Origin of the sequence: Variovorax sp. UMC13 (assembly GCF_014170375.1) — a bacterium.
Classification (GTDB): domain Bacteria; phylum Pseudomonadota; class Gammaproteobacteria; order Burkholderiales; family Burkholderiaceae_C; genus Variovorax.
Genome location: NZ_LZZW01000042.1, coordinates 67,008 through 85,373, shown reverse-complemented (window position 1 = coordinate 85,373; position 18,366 = coordinate 67,008). Strand labels below are relative to the sequence as shown.

Sequence of the window (18,366 nt, the reverse complement as noted above, 5' to 3'; positions counted from 1 at the left end):
CGCGGCTCAAGGACCGTCGCCGGAGCCGGCCGGCAGCCCCGCCAGCTGGCGTGCGATGGCGATGAAATGCCCCAGCGCCGGGGTCATGCGATCGGCCCGCCAGACCAGCCGCAGCTCCAGCGGCGGCGGCGGATCGGCCCAGACCAGGGGCCGGAACACCACGTCGCGGCTCACCGTGTGGTGCTGGACCCAGCCCGCCACCAGCGCCAGCCCCAGGCCCGCGCGCACCATCGAGATCATGGTGTGCGGCTGCGACACCGACTGCGTGACCTCGGGCGCCACGCCGTGGGTCGAGAAGCTGCGCCAGACGAGGTCGTGGTAGTAGCGCGCATCGTCCGGATCGTGGTCGATGAAGGGCTCGCGGTCGAAGGCCGCGATGTCCAGCGTCTCGCGCCGCGCCAGCGGATGGGCCGCGGGCAGCGCCGCGACCAGCGTGTCGCGCGCCATTGTGAGCTGCGCATAGCCCTGGGCCGCGGGGATCGGCCGCGCCAGGCAGGCGTCGAGCAGGCCCTGTTCCAGCTGCGCCAGCTGCGCGCTGCTGACCATCTCCTTGAGCTGCAGCGACACGCCCGGGTTGACCGAACGGAAGTCGCGCAGCAGCGCCGGCAGCAGCTCGAAGGCCGCGGCCACGGTGAAGCCCAGCGACACATGGCCGACCTCGCCCTGGGCCGCCAGCCGCGCCACCCGCCGGCCATCGGCGGCCAGCCGCAGCACGCCGCGCGCGTGCTCGAGGAAGGCCGCGCCCGCCACGGTGAGCCGCACGGTGCGGCTGTTGCGGTCGACCAGGCGCACGTCCAGCGCCTCCTCGAGCAGGCGCAGCTGCCGACTCAGCGGCGGCTGCGTCATGTGCAGGCGTTCGGCGGCGTGGCCGAAGTGCAGCTCCTCGGCGATCGCGACGAAGCAGCGCAGTTGGTGAATCTCGAACACATCCATCCAACCCTTGAATCAATCAATACAAAAATTGTACTTCTCTTGAATCAATCGACATTGAAGAATGCGGGACCTTTTCAGCAGCCCCCCTCTTCTCCATGCCCCACAACACCTTCAAGCAAGCCATCGCCAAGTTCGAGCCCCGGATCGGCCTGTGGCTGTCCCTGGCCCACCACTACACCGCCGAGATCTGCGCCTCGGCCGGTTTCCAGTGGGTGCTGATCGACGGCGAGCACGGCCCCGGCGACCTGCCCGGCACGCTGCGCCAGCTGCAGGCGCTCGCCGCCTACCCGGCCCATCCGGTCGTGCGCCTGCCGCAGGGCGACGCCACCTTGATCAAGCAGTACCTGGACATCGGCGCCCAGACGCTGCTGATCCCGATGGTCAACAGCGCGGCCCAGGCCGAGGACCTGGTGTCGGCCATGCGCTACCCGCCCCATGGCCGGCGCGGTGTCGGCGGCGGGCTGGTGCGCGCCACCGGCTGGGGGCTGGACGCGCCCTACATCCACACCGCCAACGCCCAGGTCTGCCTGCTGGTGCAGATCGAGACCGGCGCCGCGCTCGCGGCGCTCGACGAGATCTGCGCGGTCGACGGTGTGGACGGCATCTTCCTGGGCCCGGCCGACCTGGCGGCCGACCTCGGCTTCCCGGGCCAGCCCACGCATCCCGAGGTGCAGGCCGCGGTGGACGCGGCCATGAAGCGCGCCATCGCGCTGGGCAAGCCGGTGGGCACCGTCACGGGCGATCCGGTGCTGGCACGCCACTACTTCGAGCTCGGCGCCAGCTTCGTGGCCGTGGGCGGCGACACCACGCTGCTCGCGAGCGGCGCACGCCGCCTGGCCAACGACTTCGGCCTGAAACCGCACCAGCCCTAAGCCCTTCCCATTTCCACCAAAGACAGGAGACAAATCCAATGAAGAAACTGACCCGCCGACTGCTCGGCACCTGGCTGGCCTGCACCGTGACGTTGGCCGCGGCGGCCCCCGACCAGACCGCCCTCACCATCGTCATTCCGTACCCGCCGGGCGCCATGGGCGACGCGGTGGCGCGGCTGGCCGCCCAGGCCATGACCCAGGAACAGGGGCGGCCCGTGGTGGTCGAGAACCGGCCCGGCGCCAACGGCGTGATCGGCCTGCAGGCCATCTCCCGCGCCAGGCCGGACGGCAACACCATCGGCCTGGTCACCTCGAGCGCGCTGACCATCAATCCCTCGATCTACAAGGACATGAAGGTCGATACGGTCAAGGACCTCACGCCGCTGACGCTGGCGATGTCGCTGCCCAACGTGCTGGTGGTGAACCCCGCGGTGCCCACGCGCACCATGGCCGAGCTGCTCGCCCACATCAAGGCCAACCCGGGCAAGGTCTCGTACGCCTCGATGGGCAACGGCTCCAGCGGCCACCTCAACGGCGAGCTGCTGCAGAGCGCCACGAACACCCAGCTGATCCACGTGCCCTACAAGGGCGGCGGCCTGGTGCTGCAGGGCCTGCTGGGCGGCCAGGTCGACATGGCTTTCGAGAACATCTCCAACGCGCTGCCGCACATCCAGGCCGGCAAGCTGCGCGCGCTCGCGATCACCACCGCCACCGCATCGCCCAAGCTGCCCGACGTGCCGCCGATCGCCAACACCGTGCCGGGCTTCCAGGACCGGGTCTGGTTCGCCTACATCGGCCCCAAGGGCCTGCCCGCGGCCACCACCGCCCAGCTGCATGCACAGATCCAGCGCGCGATGAAGGCCGAGCCGGTGCAGCGCCTGATCAGCGACCGCGGCGCCACCGCCGAGAGCAGTACGCCCGAAGCGCTGAGCGAACTGATCGGCCGCGAGCGCGAGAAGTGGGCGCAGCTGATCAAGGAACGCGACATCCACACCGACTGACCCCTCGTCTCGAAACGCCCCCATGCCCCTACGCTCCATCGCCCAAGCCGCCGACTTCGTGTCGACCGATCCCGCCACCGGCGAAACGCTGGCCCGCCACGCCGCCCATGCGGGCGCCGAGATCGAAGCCCGCGTCGCACAGTCCCACGCCACCTGGAAGCGCTGGTCGCTCACGCCCATGGCCGAGCGCAGCGCGATGCTGCACCGCCTGGGCGACCTGCTCGAGCAGCGCGCCGAGACCTACGGCCGCCTCATCACCACCGAGATGGGCAAGCCCATCGGCGAGGCCATCGCCGAGGTGAAGAAGGCCGCCCTGGGTGCGCGCCACTTCGCCGACCAGGGCCCGGCATACCTGGCGCCCGTGCCCATCGAGGGCATGAACGCCCGGGTGGTCTACGAATCCCTGGGCCCGGTGTTCGCGGTCATGCCCTGGAACCTGCCCTTCTGGCAGGTGCTGCGCTTCTTCATCCCCACCGCGCTGGCGGGCAACACCGTGCTGGTCAAGCATGCCGAGACGGTGCAGGGCTGCGCCCGTGCGCTCGAACGGCTGGTGCTCGACGCCGGCGCGCCTCCTGGCTTGTACCTGAACCTGGCGATCCGCCGCGGTGCCGTGGCCGCCGTGGTGGCAGACCCGCGCGTGCGCAGCGTGACCGTCACCGGCAGCACGCAGGCCGGCCGCGCGGTGGCGGCGGAAGCGGGTGCCCATGGCAAGAAGGCCGTGCTCGAACTGGGCGGCTCCGACCCCTTCATCGTCTGCGAGGACGCAGACTTCGAGCGCGCGGTGCAGCTGGCCGTGACCTCGCGTTTTTCCAACAACGCGCAGAGCTGCATTGCGGCCAAGCGCTTCTTCATTCACGAAGCCATCGCCGGGAAGTTCCAGGCCGCCTTCGTCGCGCGTGCCTCGGCGCTGCGCATGGGCGACCCGCTGCAGCCCGACACGCAACTGGGCCCGCTGGCACGCGCCGACCTGCGCGAGAGCGTGCATGCGCAGGTGCAGGCCGCGTTGGCGCAAGGCGGCACGCTGCTGTGCGGCGGCCAGCCCGGCGAGGGCCCGGGCAATTTCTACCCACCCACCGTGATCGCGGGCCTGTCGCACGACGCGCCCATCGTGCAGGAAGAGATCTTCGGCCCGGTGGCCCTGCTGTTCAGCTTCAGGACCGACGAAGAAGCCATCGCGCTGGCCAACGCCACCGAGTTCGGCCTGGGCGCCACCATCTGGAGCCGCGACCTCGAACGCGCGCACAAGCTCGCCTCGGCGGTGGAAGCCGGCGCGGTGTTCATCAACGACTTCGTGCGCTCGGACCCGCGGGCGTCCTTCGGCGGCGTCAAGGGCTCGGGCTTCGGCCGCGAACTCGGCGCGCTGGGCGCCCGCGAGCTGACCAACGCCAAGCTGGTCTACATCGGCTGAGGCGGCACCGGCTCGGCCACCGCCCGTGTGCGGTACTGCCCCGGCGTCATGTCGAACCAGCGGTGGCAGGCCCGTGTGAGATTGCCCTGGCTCGCGAAGCCCAGCAGGTAGGCCACCTCGGCCAGTGACAGCTGCGGCTGCGCCAGGTGGCGTTCGGCTCCTTCGCGGCGGGTCTCGTCGATCAGCGCATGGAAGCTCGTGCCTTCGTCCTGCAGGCGCCGCTGCAAGGTGCGTTCGGCCACGCCCAGCGCGCGCGCGATGGCCGTGCGACCCGGCTCGCCCTCGGGCAGGCGCTCGGCCACCATCTGGCGCACACGTTGCGTGTAGGTGGACAGCGGCCGCTCCAGCGCCTCGATGCGGTCGCCGACGAAGCGGTCGTGCAGCTCGGCCAGTTGCGGATGGAAGGTGGGCAGCGCCGCCTCCAGGTCCGCGCGCGCCAGCACCGCGCCATTGCTGCGCGCGCCGAACTGCGGCATGCATCGAAAGGCCTGCAGGTAGGGCTGCGGGTCGGGCGGCGCCTCGTGCGTCAGGCTCACGGCCAGCGGCCGCAGTTCGCGTCCCAACACCCAGCGGCAGAAGGCCAGCATGGTGAGCAGATCGAACTCGAAGCGTTGGCGCGACACGGGTGCCGCGCCGCCGTGCAGCTCCAGCATGAAGGCCGTGCCGTCGCCCTGCGGCACGGCGCGCACGGCGGCCGCGCGGCTGATGATCCGCAGGTAGCGGATCAGGCGCTCCAGCGCGCTCGACAGGTTGGCGCTGGACATCATCGCGTAGCCCACCACGCCGAAGATCGCGGGACGAACGCCCTCGGCCGCGCGCAAGGCGATGGCCGGGTCGCCCGATCGCGCCAGCGCGAGCTGCCACAGCAAGGTGATCTTCTCGGTCGGATATGCCGCGCTCGCGTCCGCCAGCGCCAGGCCGTCGATCGCGGCCTCGGCACACAGGCGGTCCATGTCCAGGCCGGTGGCCGACAGCGCGTCGACGATGCCTCGCACCCAGATCGCGGATGTCGATCTCTCGCTCATTTTTTTCTGCTCCCTTGCGTCTCTTCCGTCCTCGCGCCCATGGTTTACCCCACACGGCGAAGCGAAGCGTTTGGCCCGCCGAGCGAAGACGCCCCATCGCAGGCGCTCCTACGATGCCAGCGTTCCCTTTGCGCCTCCGGCCCAGGCCTGGCGTGCCGAGGGAACGGCGATCGTCAGAAAGCGTAGGCGCCAGAAGGTTCGAGGCGCATTGCACAAAACCCGAATAAACGATGTCAGGGAGACATTTCATGCGCATTTCTTCACTGTGGACAGCATTGGGCTTTAGCCTGGCGCTGGCCGCCCCGGCCACGCAGGCCCAGACCGCGGCCGAACTCTGCCGGCTTCCCACGCCACCGGAGGCCGCCCGTTTCACCGACCCCGTGAAGTCCCCGGGCATCGTCTCGCCCATCGACGGCACCTGCTGGTTGCCGGCCGTGACCATCACCAGCTTCGACGGCACCAAGCTCGCAGCCAACCTCTTCCTGCCGCGGCGCACCAACGCCACCCAAAAATTCCCGACCGTGCTGATGATCGGCAGCTGGGCCGAGCCCGGCCGGCTCGAGTACCTCGGCCAGCAGCAGAAGCTCGCCAGTGACGGCTACGTGGCGGCCAGCTACAGTGCGCGAGGCTTCGGCGTTTCCGGCGGCCAGGTCCGCGTGGCCGCGCCCGAAGACGTGCGCGACGTGTCCTCGGTGATCGACTGGCTGCTCGCCAACGCACCCGTGGACGTGAACAACATCGCCAGCAGCGGTATCTCCTACGGAGCCGGCCTGTCCCTGATGGCCCTGGCCCAGGACAAGCGGATCAAGACCGTGGCGGCACTGTCGGGCTGGGGCTCGCTGATCGACGAGATGTACACCCGCGGCACACCCAACCTGACCTGGGGCACCATCCTCAGCCTCAGCGGCAACCTCGTGGGGCGCCCCGCGCCCGAGCTGAACGAGATCACGCAGGCCACGATGAACCCGAACACCCCGGCCGCGAAGGTCGCCGAACTCAGGGAATGGAGCAAGGTGCGCTCGCCATCGAGCTACGTGGATGCGATCAACGCGCGCGGTGCGCCGGTCTTCTTCAGCAAGAACTTCCAGGACGACCTGTTCACGCCCAACTCGACGCTGGAGATGTTCGCCCGGCTCACGGTGCCGAAGAAGATCGTCTTCAACCCCGGCGTGCATGCCGGTGCCGAACTGCTCAGCGCCTTCCTCGGCACCTCCAGCTATCCCTACGATCAGGCCCATCGCTGGTTCGACCGTTGGCTCAAGGGCATCCCCAACGGCATCGACACCGAGCCCAAGGTCACGATGCAGATCAAGTTCAGCGACCGGCGCGAATCCTTCGCCAACTGGCCCGCGCCGGAACTCCGCGACCAAACCTACTACCTGGGCCCGCGCGGCCTTCCGCGCTTCGATCCCAGCTGTTTCTGCGGCAAGGGTGACAAGGGTTCGATCTCCTCTTCGCCCAACAGCGCCAAGGGCTCGGACCTGATCCAGAACTTCTCCGACACCACCGCGACCAGCGGGCCCATACCGATCCTCTCGACCTTCGGCGAGGGCCTGAACATCCCGGTGATCAATTCGCTGCCCTCCGTCGCGCTGGCCTCGGGCATCCGCTTCGAGGCCCCTGCGCTGCGCAGCGTTCAGAAGATCCGCGGCATCGCCAAGCTCAAGTTGCGTGTCACACCCACGCAGGCGCGCTCGCAGATCTCGGCCTACCTCTACGACGTAGACGCGATCGGCACCGGCGTGCTGATCACCCATGACGCCACTACGCTGCACTGGGCCACGCCGGGCCAGACCATCGATGTGCCGCTCGACTTCGCGGCCACGGCCTACGACGTGCCCGCGGGCCACCACATCGGCGTGGTGTTCGACACCACCGACAGCCTGTACGGCTCGCCGGTGAACCCGGGCGAGCGCTTTGGCGTGCGCTTCGAGTTCGGCCCGGAACAGCAGTCGACGCTGGTGCTGCCGACGCTCTGACGACGACCCTCGTCTTGTCCCGGCAGCCGCTGCCGGCTTCTCCGTGACTTCGCTGGCCCGGCGCCTCGGCGCCTGGCCGCGAGACCGTCCCTCTTTGCAAGGAGTCCATCCATGCTTTCGCTCCTCCGCAGCCCACTGCTGGGCATCGCCCTGGCCTTGGCCGCCACCGCCACCCAGGCCCAGACCGCATCCGAGTTGTGCCGGCTGCCCACGCCACCGGAAGCCGCGCGCTTCACCGACCCCGTGCAATCGCCCGGCATCGTCTCGCCCATCGACGGCACCTGCTGGCTGCCGGCCGTGACCATCACCAGCTTCGACGGCACGAAGCTCGCTGCCAATCTCTTCCTGCCGCGGCGCACCGACGCCACGCAGAAGTTCCCGACCGTGCTGATGGTCGCCAGCTGGGCCAACCGGGGCCGGATCGAGTACACAGGCCAGCAACGGCGACTGGCCAAGGACGGCTACGTGGTGGCGAGCTACAGCACGCGCGGCTTCGGCCTCTCGGAAGGCCAGGTCCACGTGGCCGCGCCCGAAGACGTGCGCGACGTGTCCTCGGTGATCGACTGGCTGCTCGCCAACGCACCCGTGGACGTGAACCACATCGGCGCCAGCGGCATCTCCCACGGCGGTGGCATCTCGCTGATCGCGTTGGCGCACGACCGGCGGATCAAGACCGTGGCGGCACTCTCCACCTGGGGCTCGCTGATCGACGAGCTCTACCCGGCGGGCTCGCCCAACGTGACCTGGGGCTCGCTCCTGGCCCTGCTCGGCAACACGGGCGGCCGTCTCGGTCCCGAGGTGAACCCCAACATGCTGGCCATCATGAGCCCCGACACCTCGGCCGCGCGCATCGCCGAACTCCGGGAATGGAGCGATCTGCGCTCGCCGTCGAGTTACGTGGACGCCATCAATGCCCGTGGCGCGCCGGTGTTCATCAGCAAGAACTTCCAGGACGACCTGTTCACGCCCAACTCGACACTGGACATGTTCGCCCGCCTCACAGTGCCCAAGAAGATCATCTTCAGCCCCGGCATTCATGCCTCAGCCGAATTGCCGGGCGCGCTGCTGGGCATCGACAACTATCCCTACGACCAGGCCCATCGCTGGTTCGACCGTTGGCTCAAGGGCATCCCCAACGGCATCGACACCGAGCCCAAGGTGACGATGCAGCTCAAGTTCAGCGACCGGCGCGAGTCCTTCGACAACTGGCCCGCGCGCAACCTCGGAAACGAAACCTACTACCTGGGCCCGCGCGGCACGCCGCGCTTCGACCCTTCGTGCCTCTGCGGCAAGGGCGACAAGGGCTCCATCTCGTCGACGCCCAACAGTGCCAAGGGCTCCGACCTGATCCAGAACTTCGCCGATACCACGGCCACCAGCGGACCGATTCCCATCCTGTCCACCTTGGGCGAAACCCTGAATGTGCCGGTGATCAACGCGCTGCCCTCGGTCGCGCTGGCCACGGGCATCCGTTTCGAGGGCCCCGCGCTGCAGCAGGTTCAAAAGATCCGGGGGATTCCCAAGCTGCGTTTGCGCGTCACGCCATCGCAGGCACGTGCCCAGTTGGTGGCCTACCTGTACGACGTCGATGCGATCGGCACCGGGGTGCTGATCTCCCACGGCACGGCCAGCGTGCATTGGGCCACGCCCGGCCAGGCCATCGACCTGCCGATCGAGTTTTCCGGCACCGCCTACGACGTGCCTGCGGGCCACCACATCGGCGTCGTGCTGGACACCAAGGACAGCCTGTACGCACCGCCCGTGAACCCCGGCGAACGTTTCGGCGTGCGATTCGAGTTCGGCCCGGAAAGCCAGTCGACGCTGCAACTTCCGGTGCCCGGCCTGCCCTTCTATCCGCCATTCTGGGGCCCGACTCACTGAATGCGCCGGCCCGACGCACCAAGGTCGGGCCCTCCCCATCGCGCCCCACCCGAAAGAAATCCCATGACGCTGTCCCTGCGTGGACCCATGTTCGGCCTCGCCTTCGCGCTGGCCTCCGCCACCACCCTGGCCCAGACCGCCTCCGAGCTGTGCCGGCTGCCCACCCCACCGGAGGCGGCCCGTTTCACCGACCCTGTGCAATCCCCCGGCATCGTCTCGCCCATCGACGGCACCTGCTGGCTGCCGGCCGTGACCATCACCAGCTTCGACGGCACCCAGCTCGCGGCCAATCTCTTCCTGCCGCGGCGCACCCGCGCCACGCAGAAGTTCCCGACCGTTCTGATGATCGGCAGCTTCGGCGCCCCCGGCCGCATCGAGTACGTCGGCCAGCAGCAGCGACTGGCCAAGGACGGCTATGTCGTGGCCAGCTACACGGCGCGCGGCTTCTACCTGTCCGAAGGCGTGATCGGTGGCGCAGGACCGCAGGACGTGCGCGACGTGTCCTCGGTGATCGACTGGTTGCTGGCCAACGCCCCGGTGGATCCGGACAACATCGCCACCAGCGGCATCTCCTACGGCGCGGGCCTGTCCATGCTCGCGATGGCGCGCGACCCGCGCATCAAGACCGCCGCCGCGCTGTCGGGCTGGGGCTCGATGGCCGACGAGCTCTACCCCCGTGGCACCTACAACCTGACGTGGGGCAGCCTGCTCACCCTGGGCGGCAAGGTGACCGGGCGGCTCTCGCCCGAATGGCAGCAGAACACGCTGGCCTTGATGAACCCCGACACGCCACAGTCGAAGATCGACGAGATCCTCGAGGGCTTCAAGCCGAGCTCGCCCTCGAGCCATGTGGACGCACTCAATGCGCGCAACGCACCGATCTTCATCAGCCACAATTTCCAGGACGACCTGTTCACGCCCAACTCGACGCTGGCGATGTTCGCCGCGCTCACGGGACCGAAGAAGATGGTGCTCAACCCCGGTGTCCATGCGAGCGCGGAAGGGGCCGGCGCGCTGCTCGATGTGGACAACTACCCCTACGACCAGGCCCACCGCTGGTTCGACCGCTGGCTCAAGGGCATCCCCAACGGCATCGACACCGAGCCCAAGCTCACGATGCAGATCAAGTTCAGCGAGCAGCGCGAATCCTTTGCCACCTGGCCCGCGCCCGAACTCCGCGACCAGACCTACTACCTGGGCCCGCGCGGCCTGCCGCGCTTTGACCCCGCCTGCCTCTGCGGCAAGGGCGACAAGGGTTCGATCTCTTCTTCGCCCAACAGCGCCAAGGGCTCCGACCTGATCCAGAACTTCTCCGACACCACCGCGACCAGCGGTGCCCTGCCCATCGTCTCGACCTTCGGTGAGAGCGTGAACATCCCGGTGGTCAATTCACTGCCCTCGGTGGCGCTGGCCTCGGGCATCCGCTTCGAGGCCCCCGCGCTCGAGCGCGTGCAGAAGATCCGGGGCATTCCGAAGCTGAACCTGCGCGTCACGCCCACGCAGGCCCGCGCGCAGGTCTCGGCCTACCTCTACGACGTGGACGCGATCGGCACCGGCGTGCTGATCACCCACGGCGCCACCACGCTGCACTGGGCCACGGCGGGGCAGACGCTCGACCTGCCGCTCGACTTCTCGGCCACGGCCTACGACGTGCCCGCGGGCCATCACATCGGCGTGGTGATCGACACCGCCGAGAGCCTCTATGCGTCCCCGGTGCACCCGGGTGAGCGCTTCGGCCTGCGCTTCGAGTTCGATCCGGCGCGGCAGGCGACGCTGGTGCTGCCGACGCGCTGACACCCGCAACGGGACGCCATCCGCCAGTGGGCGATCAGGGCAGCACGGGATTCGCCCTCGCGGCCGCCACGGCCGCGTCCGCATCGGCGCGCAGCAGGAAGCGTTGCGCCACCAGTCGGTCCGCCGCCTGCTGGACCGCCGCCACGTAGCCGGCCTGGTCACCATAGCGCTCGGCGATCGACAGGCGCGGGTCGTTGGCGGCCAGCCGCTCGGCGCGGGTCTTGGCGAAGGGGAACATCGATCCCACCAGCCCGGCCTGGTCGATCCGCCCGGGCCGGCTGGTGGTGTTCCATCCGGTCTGGGTCGCAAGCGGCACGGCGATGTCCAGGCTGCGGATGCCAGCGATGTCGTTGCCGTCCGCATCCACCTGCGGCACGAGGATCGCGTAGTCGCGGTTCAGCGCGATCGGTGGCACCGTGGCGGCGATGCCGCTCTCGTCCTGCGCCTTGAACTTCGGGCCCCAGTCCAGCAAGGGATAGGTGTTGACCAGGCCGGTGTACGTCACGCCGGGAATGTTCGGGAACGCCACCCGCTCGGGGCGCACCAGCGTGCCGTCCGCGATCTTCGGCACCACGCTGTCGGGCGGCGTCAGGCCCTTGAGCACCCAGTCCTCAAGGTTCTGGTAGAGCGCGCGCACCACCGGAAGGACCGCGGTGTTGCCGTTGGTGCGGTAGCGGCCGTTGGAGTCGGGCCCCAGAATGGCGGCCGCATCGGGCCCGGTCATCGACGGGAAACCGAGCAGGTGGTGCGAGCTCGCATAGAAGTAGATGCGGGCGTTGTCGGGCTGCACCAGGTCGCGCGTGCCCCAGGCATCGGTCAGCAGGGGCGAGCCCTGCAGGGTCCAGAACTCGGTGCCGCTGAAGCCGATGAAGAGCTTGGGACAGGTGCCGTTGGCTTCGCAGCGCGCGAGGATGCCGCCCTGGCGCTGCGCCACGTCGTCCACATAGTCCTTCGCCAGGCCGCGCGTGGCCGCCTGGCCGAAGGCAGTGTGATCGATGCGCACGCCGCCCCCGCCGCCGGGGATTGCGAAGCGCATGTTGACGTTGTTCTGCCGCGCCGCGATCTGCGCGAACACGCCGTCGAAGACCTTGCCGCCCGCCCGGTCCTCGTTGAAGCCCAGGTGCACGAAGGTCTTCATGAAGTTGCCGCATTGCGAGACCCCCGAGGCGATGGTGTGGCGGATCGCGGCTGCCACCGGGTTGGCCGTGCCGGCCGCATCGCGCGCGTCGCGATGGAAGAAGGTGACGATGTCACGCAGCGCCGCGAGGCCCAGGCCCATCACCTTCGGGTCCTTGGCGACATAGACCAGTTCGTAGATGTAGTCCGGGTCCCAGCCGCCCTTGAGGCACACGCTGGTCTCGTCGGGCGTGCCGGGGAAGGGCTGGGCCGCGCTGCAGCGGGCGAACTTCCAGTCGGCGGCGGCGATCGGCTGGCGTGGATCGCTCTCGTTGAAGCGCCGCGTCAGCGCATAGCCCGGCTGCGTGTTGTCCAGGCTCGCGGGCGCATAGGCCTGCATGGCGGCATTGGCCGCGCTGGCGGGCAGCGTCAGCGAGTTCGGCGTCGCGACGCCGGTCGTGAGTTCGGCGCGGTAGGCACCGGTGATCGTGCTGCCGTCGGCGTTCTTCGCGACCGGCACCTTCAGCGTGAGCTTGCCGGGGCCGGCCGGCACATCGCCCTGCCAGGCCGCCGTGAGGAACACATAACCGCGCGAGGCGAAATAGGGATCGAGCGCCACCATGTTGCCGCGGTTGGGAGCGTCGTAGCGCAGCACGCCGTTGGCCTTCGCCATGTCCTTGGGCTTGAAGAGCACGAAGTCCGAGCGGTACTCGACCATGCCGTTGGCGTTGCGCGGCGCCAGCGTCAGGTCCTGGATGATGGCGTTGCGCGCGTCGGCGGGGTCGACTTCGCCGGTGAAGGTGCCCGTGACCTTCTCGTAGGCGCCGACGCTGCCGAAGCTGCCGGGCACGTCCTCGGTGCTCGCGATGGCCAGCCGCGATTGCGGTGCCTTGGCCACCACCGGTGGCGGGACCGTCGGCGTGTTGTCGGACGGCTGCGGCGCGCGGCCACCCCCACCACTACCCCCGCATGCGCTCATCAAAAGGGCGGCCGAAGCCACCGTGGCAGCCCCGAGGCTCCAACGTGTTCTCATGGTTTGTCTCCTGTTTTGGATGTCTGCGTCAACCCCCGTGCCGTTCGGCTTCCGTGGGTTGCACGGGCGCACTTTAAGTTTGGCTTTCTGATCCGTGAAATCGAAAGATCGAATCAATCCATCGAGAAACCAGATCACTGGAAGCGGCTCGGATCGCGTTGCGGAGGCCATGCCTGTGCGCCGATCGGATCGGCGCATGCCGCCTGCCGCCGACCGTCACAGCCGCGCGAATGCTGAACCCCCGACGGGCGCGCGGCCTACCGCGTCTCAGGCCGGGGGATGACCGGTGCATCGGCAGCCGAGCGCGAGATTGCGTTCCTCCAACAAATGAGGATCTGCAATGGCCACCTACTCCGAACCACCTCTCGCAGCCCAGCTCCAGGACGCAGCGTCCATCGAGGGTTCGCGACAAACCAGTGGCGTCTCCTGGGGCGCGATCTTCGCAGGCGCGGCAGGGGCGGCATCGCTGTCCCTGGTGCTTCTTCTGCTGGGCACCGGCCTGGGCTTCTCGTCCGTCAGTCCCTGGACGAACCAGGGCGCCAGCGCGGCGTCCATCGGCATCGCGGCCATCCTATGGCTCAGCTTCACGCAGATCGCCGCCTCGGGCATGGGCGGCTACCTGGCGGGACGGCTGCGGACCAAGTGGGCCGGCATCCACACCGACGAGGTCTATTTCCGCGACACGGCCCACGGCTTCCTGGCCTGGTCCGTCGCGACCCTGCTGACCGCCGCGCTGTTGACCTCGGTCGTCGGCTCGATCGTCGGTGCCGGCGCACAGGCGGGCGCCACGGCCGTCGGCGGCGTGGCTTCCGCGGCGACGGTGGCAGGCGCCGGTGCCGCCGGCGCTGCAGCGAGCAATGCGTCGGACACCGACAACAGCGGGCCGATGGGCTACTTCATCGATTCGCTGTTCCGCAAGGAAGCTTCCGCCAACGCAGCGCCCGCAGCGGACGCCAGCGCGGCCGCCGCACCGATGGCACCCGCGATGCCCGAGCGCGGGACGCGTGAGGCCGGCGCCGAGGTCAGCCGCATCTTCCTCAACAGCATCCGCACCGGCACCCTGCCCCCTGAGGACGCCAAGTACGTGGGCCAGATCGTGGCGCAACGCACGGGCCTGAGCCAGCAGGACGCCGAGAAGCGCGTGAACGACACCTATGCCAAGGCGCAATCCACGCTCAACGAGGCGAAGACCAAGACCAAGGAGGCCGCGGACACCGCGCGCAAGGCGACCGCCTACGGTGCCCTGTGGCTGGTCGTCTCGCTGCTGCTCGGCGCCTTCGTTGCCAGCTTCGCCGCGACCTACGGCGGTCGTCGCCGCGATCTCTGAACTTCACCAAGAAAGGACTTCACCATGCGCTCACTTCTTCTGCTGTTCCTTGGCGTGCCGATCCCGATCATCATCCTGATCGCCCTGTTCTTCCGTTGAGCCCCAGGCCGGATCCGAGATGGATCCGGCGGACCGATCTGCGTGATGCGGAGCGAGGGTGAACAGACACCCTCGGCGTGCGCTCAGAGCAGTTGAGGCACCGCGGCTGCAGCCCCCTCGAGCGGCGGGGCCGCGCCTTCGATCCGGCCCGCAATCCGCGCCGCCAGATAGTCCGCATCGCGCGCCACTCCCGAGAAACGACCCGATCCCCAGGTGTGCAGCCAGGGCAGGCCCAGGAAGTAGAGGCCGGGCTGCCCGGTCACGCCGCGCAGGTGCACCGGCTCGCCGCGCCCGTTGAACACCGGCGCATCGACCCAGGCGAAATCCGGCAGGAAGCCGATGCACCACAGCACGCTGGTGATGCCGGCTTCGCGCAGATTCAGGCGCGTGCGCTCCTGCGCGGGTTCCCACACCGGCACATAGGGCTCGCCCAGCGGCGCCTCGATGCCGCGGCTGGCGATGAAGCGGTCGATCGAGGCGTTGATGCCGTTGAAGATCGCATCCGCATGGTCGAGGTTCTCGCGCAGGTTGGGCTGGAATTCGAGCACCTCGCCCTCCAGCCCCGTGAGCAGGCCGAACAGCTCCATGCCCTGGGCGGCGAAGCGCCGCAGGTCGATGTCGCGCCCACCGTCGCGGCCCGTGACGAAATGGTTGGTGTTGTCGCGCACGCCCTCGCGCAAGGGGTGCTGCGTGACGGGCATGTCGTAGTAGCCCATGTCGGCCAGCCAGTCGACCACGTCCTTGCCGCGGTAGAAGCGCGCGCAGCGCGGCGCGTTGCCGGTCGCGAGGTAGACCTGCCGCCCCGCCAGGTGCAGGTCTTCCGCGATCTGCGCGCCCGACTGGCCACAGCCCACCACCAGTACGCCGCCCTCGGGCAACTGCGCGGGGTTGCGGTACTGCGCCGAGTGGTACTGCACGATCGACGAGGGCAGCTTCTCGGCCATGCGCGGCACCACCGGCTTGTGGTAGCCGCCCGAGGCCACCACCACCTGGTCGGCGGTGAAGCGGCCCGCGCTGGTGTCGACGGTGTAGCGCACGGCCTCGCCCGAAGCCGCGACAGGCGAGACCTTCTCGACCGTCACGCCCTCGAGCGCCGGCGCCTGCACCTGCTCGACGAAGCCCGCGAGCCAGGCGTTGATCTCGTCCTTCACCATGAAGCCGTGCGGATCGCCGCCGGTGTACGACCAGCCCGGCAGGTCGCACTGCCAGTTGGGCGTGACCAGGCAGAAGGAATCCCAGCGCTGGGTTCGCCAGGAATGCACCAGCGTGCGCTTCTCGATCACGAGATGGTCGATGCCGCGCTGCTGCAGGCCGTGGCTCAGCGACAGGCCGGCCTGGCCGCCGCCGACGATGACGACGCTGTAGTGAGTGGTCTTGGGTGGGGTCATGATGGAAGTCCTTTGGAAGCGGTCAGTCGAAGCCGAGCACGGTGACCCGCGCATCGGGCCGGTCGGCGAAGCGGGCGGCGATGTGCTCGATCTCGCCGAGCTGGTCCATCGCCTGCGAACAGGCGAAGCCGAACTTGGCGCGCACCCGCTCCGACGCGATGCCCAGCGCCTCGCGCGTGCGGCCCAGGAAGTCGGGCAGCTCATAGGCCTGGCCGGGCGTGAGGAAGTCCTGCACGACCAGCGAGGGCGAGTAGCAACGGGTCTCGCTCTGGTCGGGCCAGCGGACGTGGAAATGCATGACGGGCATGGGAGGGGTCCTCAACAGGGGATGGATCGCGCAGCGGCCGCGGCGCTGCCGTGCAGGCCCTCGCGGTAGAGCTGCACATGGCGGGCCGCGCTCGCGGCCCAGCTGAAGGTGGCGCCCAGGCGCGCGGCGCTTGCCGCCATCGCCGCGGTCCGTGCAGGCGAGCGTGACGTGAGCGCGGCCTGCAGCGCCTCTGCGATTGAGGCCGAATGCAGCGGGTCGGCCCAATGCGCATCGGCCTCGCCCAGGTACTCGGTGAAGGGCGCGATGCGCGAGACGACGATCGGCACGCCGCTGGCCAGCGCCTCCAGCGTGACCAGGCCGAAGCCCTCGTTGAGCGAAGGCATCGCGACCACGTCGGCCAGCCGGTAGAGCGACGGGATGTCTTCGTCGGACAGCGCGCCGGTGCGCACGATGGCTGCGCCCGGACCGATGGCCAGGCCACTGGCCTGCGCCAGGGCTGCGAACTCGCGTGCATACGCTGCATGGTCGAGCAGGCTCGCGCCACCCGCGATCACGAGCTGCGCCTCCGGCCAGCGGGCGCGCAACAGCACGAAGGCCTGCAGCAGCCGCACCGTGTTCTTGCGCGCCTCGATGCCGCCCAGCGCCAGCACCACGGGCGCGCCGGTGCGCACGCCCAGGCACCGCGCGAGCGCCGCGTCGGTGGCTTGCCGCAGCGGACTGAAGCGACCGTGCTGAAGACCGTTGCGCACTTCGCAAGCGCCCACGCCATGGTCTTCGGCCAGCATGCGCTGCCAGAGCCGGCTCACGCAGAACACCTGCCGCGCGGCCTGGAAACCGCGCGACTGCCAGCGCATGAGCTGCACGTCGTCGAAGACTTCGAGGTGGTGCACCGTGCGCACGAAGCCCTCGATGCGTCCCGCGTCCACCAGGTTGGCGAGCGCATTGCCGCCGATCGGGTCGTGCGTGTGCAGCACGTCGAAACGCGCGGTCTCGAGCAGTGCGCCGATGGACGCGGTGAAGGCCTCGATGCGCGACCCCACCATCGCCACCATGTCGCGCGGTGCAGCGTCGACCGGGATCAGCCGCGTGACGCAGCGCACGGGACGGAAGAAGCGCTGGCCCGGCGATGCGGGCGCCATCACCGTCACGTCGTGGCCCGCATCGTGCAACGCATGCCCGAGCTCGAGCGTGTGGACCACGCCGCCCCGCGGGTTGACCGAATGGGTGAGCAGGCCGATCTTGAGCGGCGCGTCACGCATGGCGGGCCTCGCCGATGAAGGCATCGGTGTTCAGGTCCCACAGCAGCTGGCGCGCGTCGCCCTGCTTCAGCATCAGCGTACGGCTGTCGTCGACCTCGCCCACCACCTGGCAGGCGATGTCGCGCGCCGCGAAGCGCGTGAGCACCTCGCCCAGCGCCTCGGGCCGCACGCTGAGCACGAAGCCGAAGCTGGGGAAGGAGGTGAGCCAGCGCAGCAGCGGCACGCCCGCGGGCCGCGGGATGGCGTCGAGGTCGAGGGTCGCGCCCACCTTCGAGCACTCGAGCAGCATCAGCGTGGTGCCGATGGCGCCGGCCATGCTGATGTCCTTGGCGGCATCGCACAGGCCGGCCTCGGCCAGCGCGGGCAGCAGTTCGAGGTCGGCACGCAGGCGTGCGCCGGGTGCGGTGGTCGAGGCGTTCCAGTAGGGAAAAGGCTCCTGGTAGGCGCCGCGCAGGTCGATGGCCATCAGCAGCAGGTCGCCGGGCCGCGCGCTGAAGCTGGTCAGCAGCCTCTTCGCATGGCCGAGGATCGCGACCGCGAGCTGCGGCCGCACGCTGCGGTTGTTGCTGTGGCCGCCGACGATCGGCACGCCGTATTTCGACGAGGCCTCGGCCATGCCCTGGAGCATCTGGTCGGCCGGCTGCATGCCGGCACTCCAGAGCGCGTCGACCACCGCCGTCGGCCGGCCGCCCATCGCATAGATGTCGCTCACGTTGACCATCACGCCCGCGTAGCCCGCGAACCAGGGCATGCGCTCGATGAAGTCCTCGACCAGGCCCTCGATGGCGAACAGCAGGTAGCCGCTATGGCCATCGGGGATGGCCGCGCAGTCGTCGCCGAGCGGCACGGCCTGGCCCAGGTCCGCGCCGCCACCGGGCAGGGCCTGGCCCAGCGCGGTCACGATGTCGCTGATGTCGCGCTTGTGGGCGAAGCCGCGGCTGTCGCGCAAGGCGATGACGATCTCGTGCAGCGCCTCGGCATTC

At 69.4% G+C, this 18,366-nt stretch carries 14 protein-coding genes; 7 read left to right on the top strand and 7 right to left on the bottom strand.

The genetic code is table 11. The annotated features are described in order from the left end of the window. Positions 1-6: 6 nt before the first annotated feature. Entirely contained in the window at positions 7-927 is a 921-nt protein-coding gene (locus tag A9977_RS33725) for a LysR family transcriptional regulator (protein ID WP_183029270.1), read from the bottom strand. Positions 928-1,028: 101 nt separating this feature from the next. On the opposite strand from A9977_RS33725, the gene A9977_RS33720 reads away from it, so the two are divergent. From A9977_RS33720 to A9977_RS33710, 3 genes are read left to right on the top strand one after another with little or no spacing between them, the layout of a single operon-like run. Next, the gene (locus tag A9977_RS33720) at positions 1,029-1,805 is read left to right on the top strand and encodes an aldolase/citrate lyase family protein (RefSeq protein WP_183029269.1); all 777 of its coding nucleotides are present in this window, start codon (positions 1,029-1,031) and stop codon (positions 1,803-1,805) included. Positions 1,806-1,843: 38 nt separating this feature from the next. After that, entirely contained in the window at positions 1,844-2,806 is a 963-nt protein-coding gene (locus A9977_RS33715; protein ID WP_183029268.1) for a tripartite tricarboxylate transporter substrate binding protein, read from the top strand. A gap of 22 nt (positions 2,807-2,828) precedes the next feature. After that, positions 2,829-4,214, top strand: a complete 1,386-nt coding sequence (locus tag A9977_RS33710) for an NAD-dependent succinate-semialdehyde dehydrogenase (protein ID WP_183029267.1) — start codon at positions 2,829-2,831, stop codon at positions 4,212-4,214. Here A9977_RS33710 and A9977_RS33705 read toward each other — a convergent pair. Then, a complete protein-coding gene (locus tag A9977_RS33705; protein WP_183029266.1) occupies positions 4,202-5,239 on the bottom strand; it encodes an AraC family transcriptional regulator in 1,038 nt (345 codons plus the stop codon). The genes A9977_RS33710 and A9977_RS33705 overlap by 13 nt on opposite strands. A 248-nt stretch (positions 5,240-5,487) precedes the next feature. On the opposite strand from A9977_RS33705, the gene A9977_RS33700 reads away from it, so the two are divergent. From A9977_RS33700 to A9977_RS33690, 3 genes are all read left to right on the top strand, one after another. Beyond that, on the top strand, positions 5,488-7,218 hold the full coding sequence (locus A9977_RS33700; protein ID WP_183029265.1) for a CocE/NonD family hydrolase: 1,731 nt from the start codon (positions 5,488-5,490) through the stop codon (positions 7,216-7,218). A 111-nt stretch (positions 7,219-7,329) separates the two neighbouring features. Beyond that, entirely contained in the window at positions 7,330-9,099 is a 1,770-nt protein-coding gene (locus tag A9977_RS33695) for a CocE/NonD family hydrolase (protein WP_183029264.1), read from the top strand. A 63-nt stretch (positions 9,100-9,162) separates the two neighbouring features. Beyond that, positions 9,163-10,893, top strand: coding sequence for a CocE/NonD family hydrolase (locus A9977_RS33690; protein ID WP_183029263.1), 1,731 nt, complete (start codon positions 9,163-9,165; stop codon positions 10,891-10,893). A gap of 34 nt (positions 10,894-10,927) precedes the next feature. Here A9977_RS33690 and A9977_RS33685 read toward each other — a convergent pair whose 3' ends face one another. Next, positions 10,928-13,042 (bottom strand): alpha/beta hydrolase domain-containing protein, encoded by a 2,115-nt coding sequence (locus tag A9977_RS33685; protein WP_183029262.1) that lies wholly within the window; start codon positions 13,040-13,042, stop codon positions 10,928-10,930. A 340-nt stretch (positions 13,043-13,382) separates the two neighbouring features. Here A9977_RS33685 and A9977_RS33680 point away from each other — a divergent pair, with 340 nt between their 5' ends. Further along, on the top strand, positions 13,383-14,369 hold the full coding sequence (locus tag A9977_RS33680) for a hypothetical protein (protein ID WP_220812279.1): 987 nt from the start codon (positions 13,383-13,385) through the stop codon (positions 14,367-14,369). 182 nt (positions 14,370-14,551) lie between these two features. Here A9977_RS33680 and A9977_RS33675 read toward each other — a convergent pair whose 3' ends face one another. From A9977_RS33675 to A9977_RS33660, 4 genes are read right to left on the bottom strand one after another with little or no spacing between them, the layout of a single operon-like run. Next, complete coding sequence (locus A9977_RS33675; protein ID WP_183029261.1) at positions 14,552-15,856, bottom strand: MSMEG_0569 family flavin-dependent oxidoreductase; 1,305 nt, start codon at positions 15,854-15,856, stop codon at positions 14,552-14,554. A 22-nt stretch (positions 15,857-15,878) separates the two neighbouring features. Next, positions 15,879-16,163, bottom strand: a complete 285-nt coding sequence (locus A9977_RS33670; RefSeq protein WP_183029260.1) for an MSMEG_0570 family nitrogen starvation response protein — start codon at positions 16,161-16,163, stop codon at positions 15,879-15,881. A gap of 11 nt (positions 16,164-16,174) precedes the next feature. Continuing rightward, a complete protein-coding gene (locus tag A9977_RS33665; protein WP_183029259.1) occupies positions 16,175-17,383 on the bottom strand; it encodes an MSMEG_0565 family glycosyltransferase in 1,209 nt (402 codons plus the stop codon). Then, positions 17,376-18,332, bottom strand: a complete 957-nt coding sequence (locus A9977_RS33660; RefSeq protein WP_405054725.1) for a sll0787 family AIR synthase-like protein — start codon at positions 18,330-18,332, stop codon at positions 17,376-17,378. The genes A9977_RS33665 and A9977_RS33660 overlap by 8 nt, the downstream gene beginning before the upstream one ends. Positions 18,333-18,366: the final 34 nt, after the last annotated feature.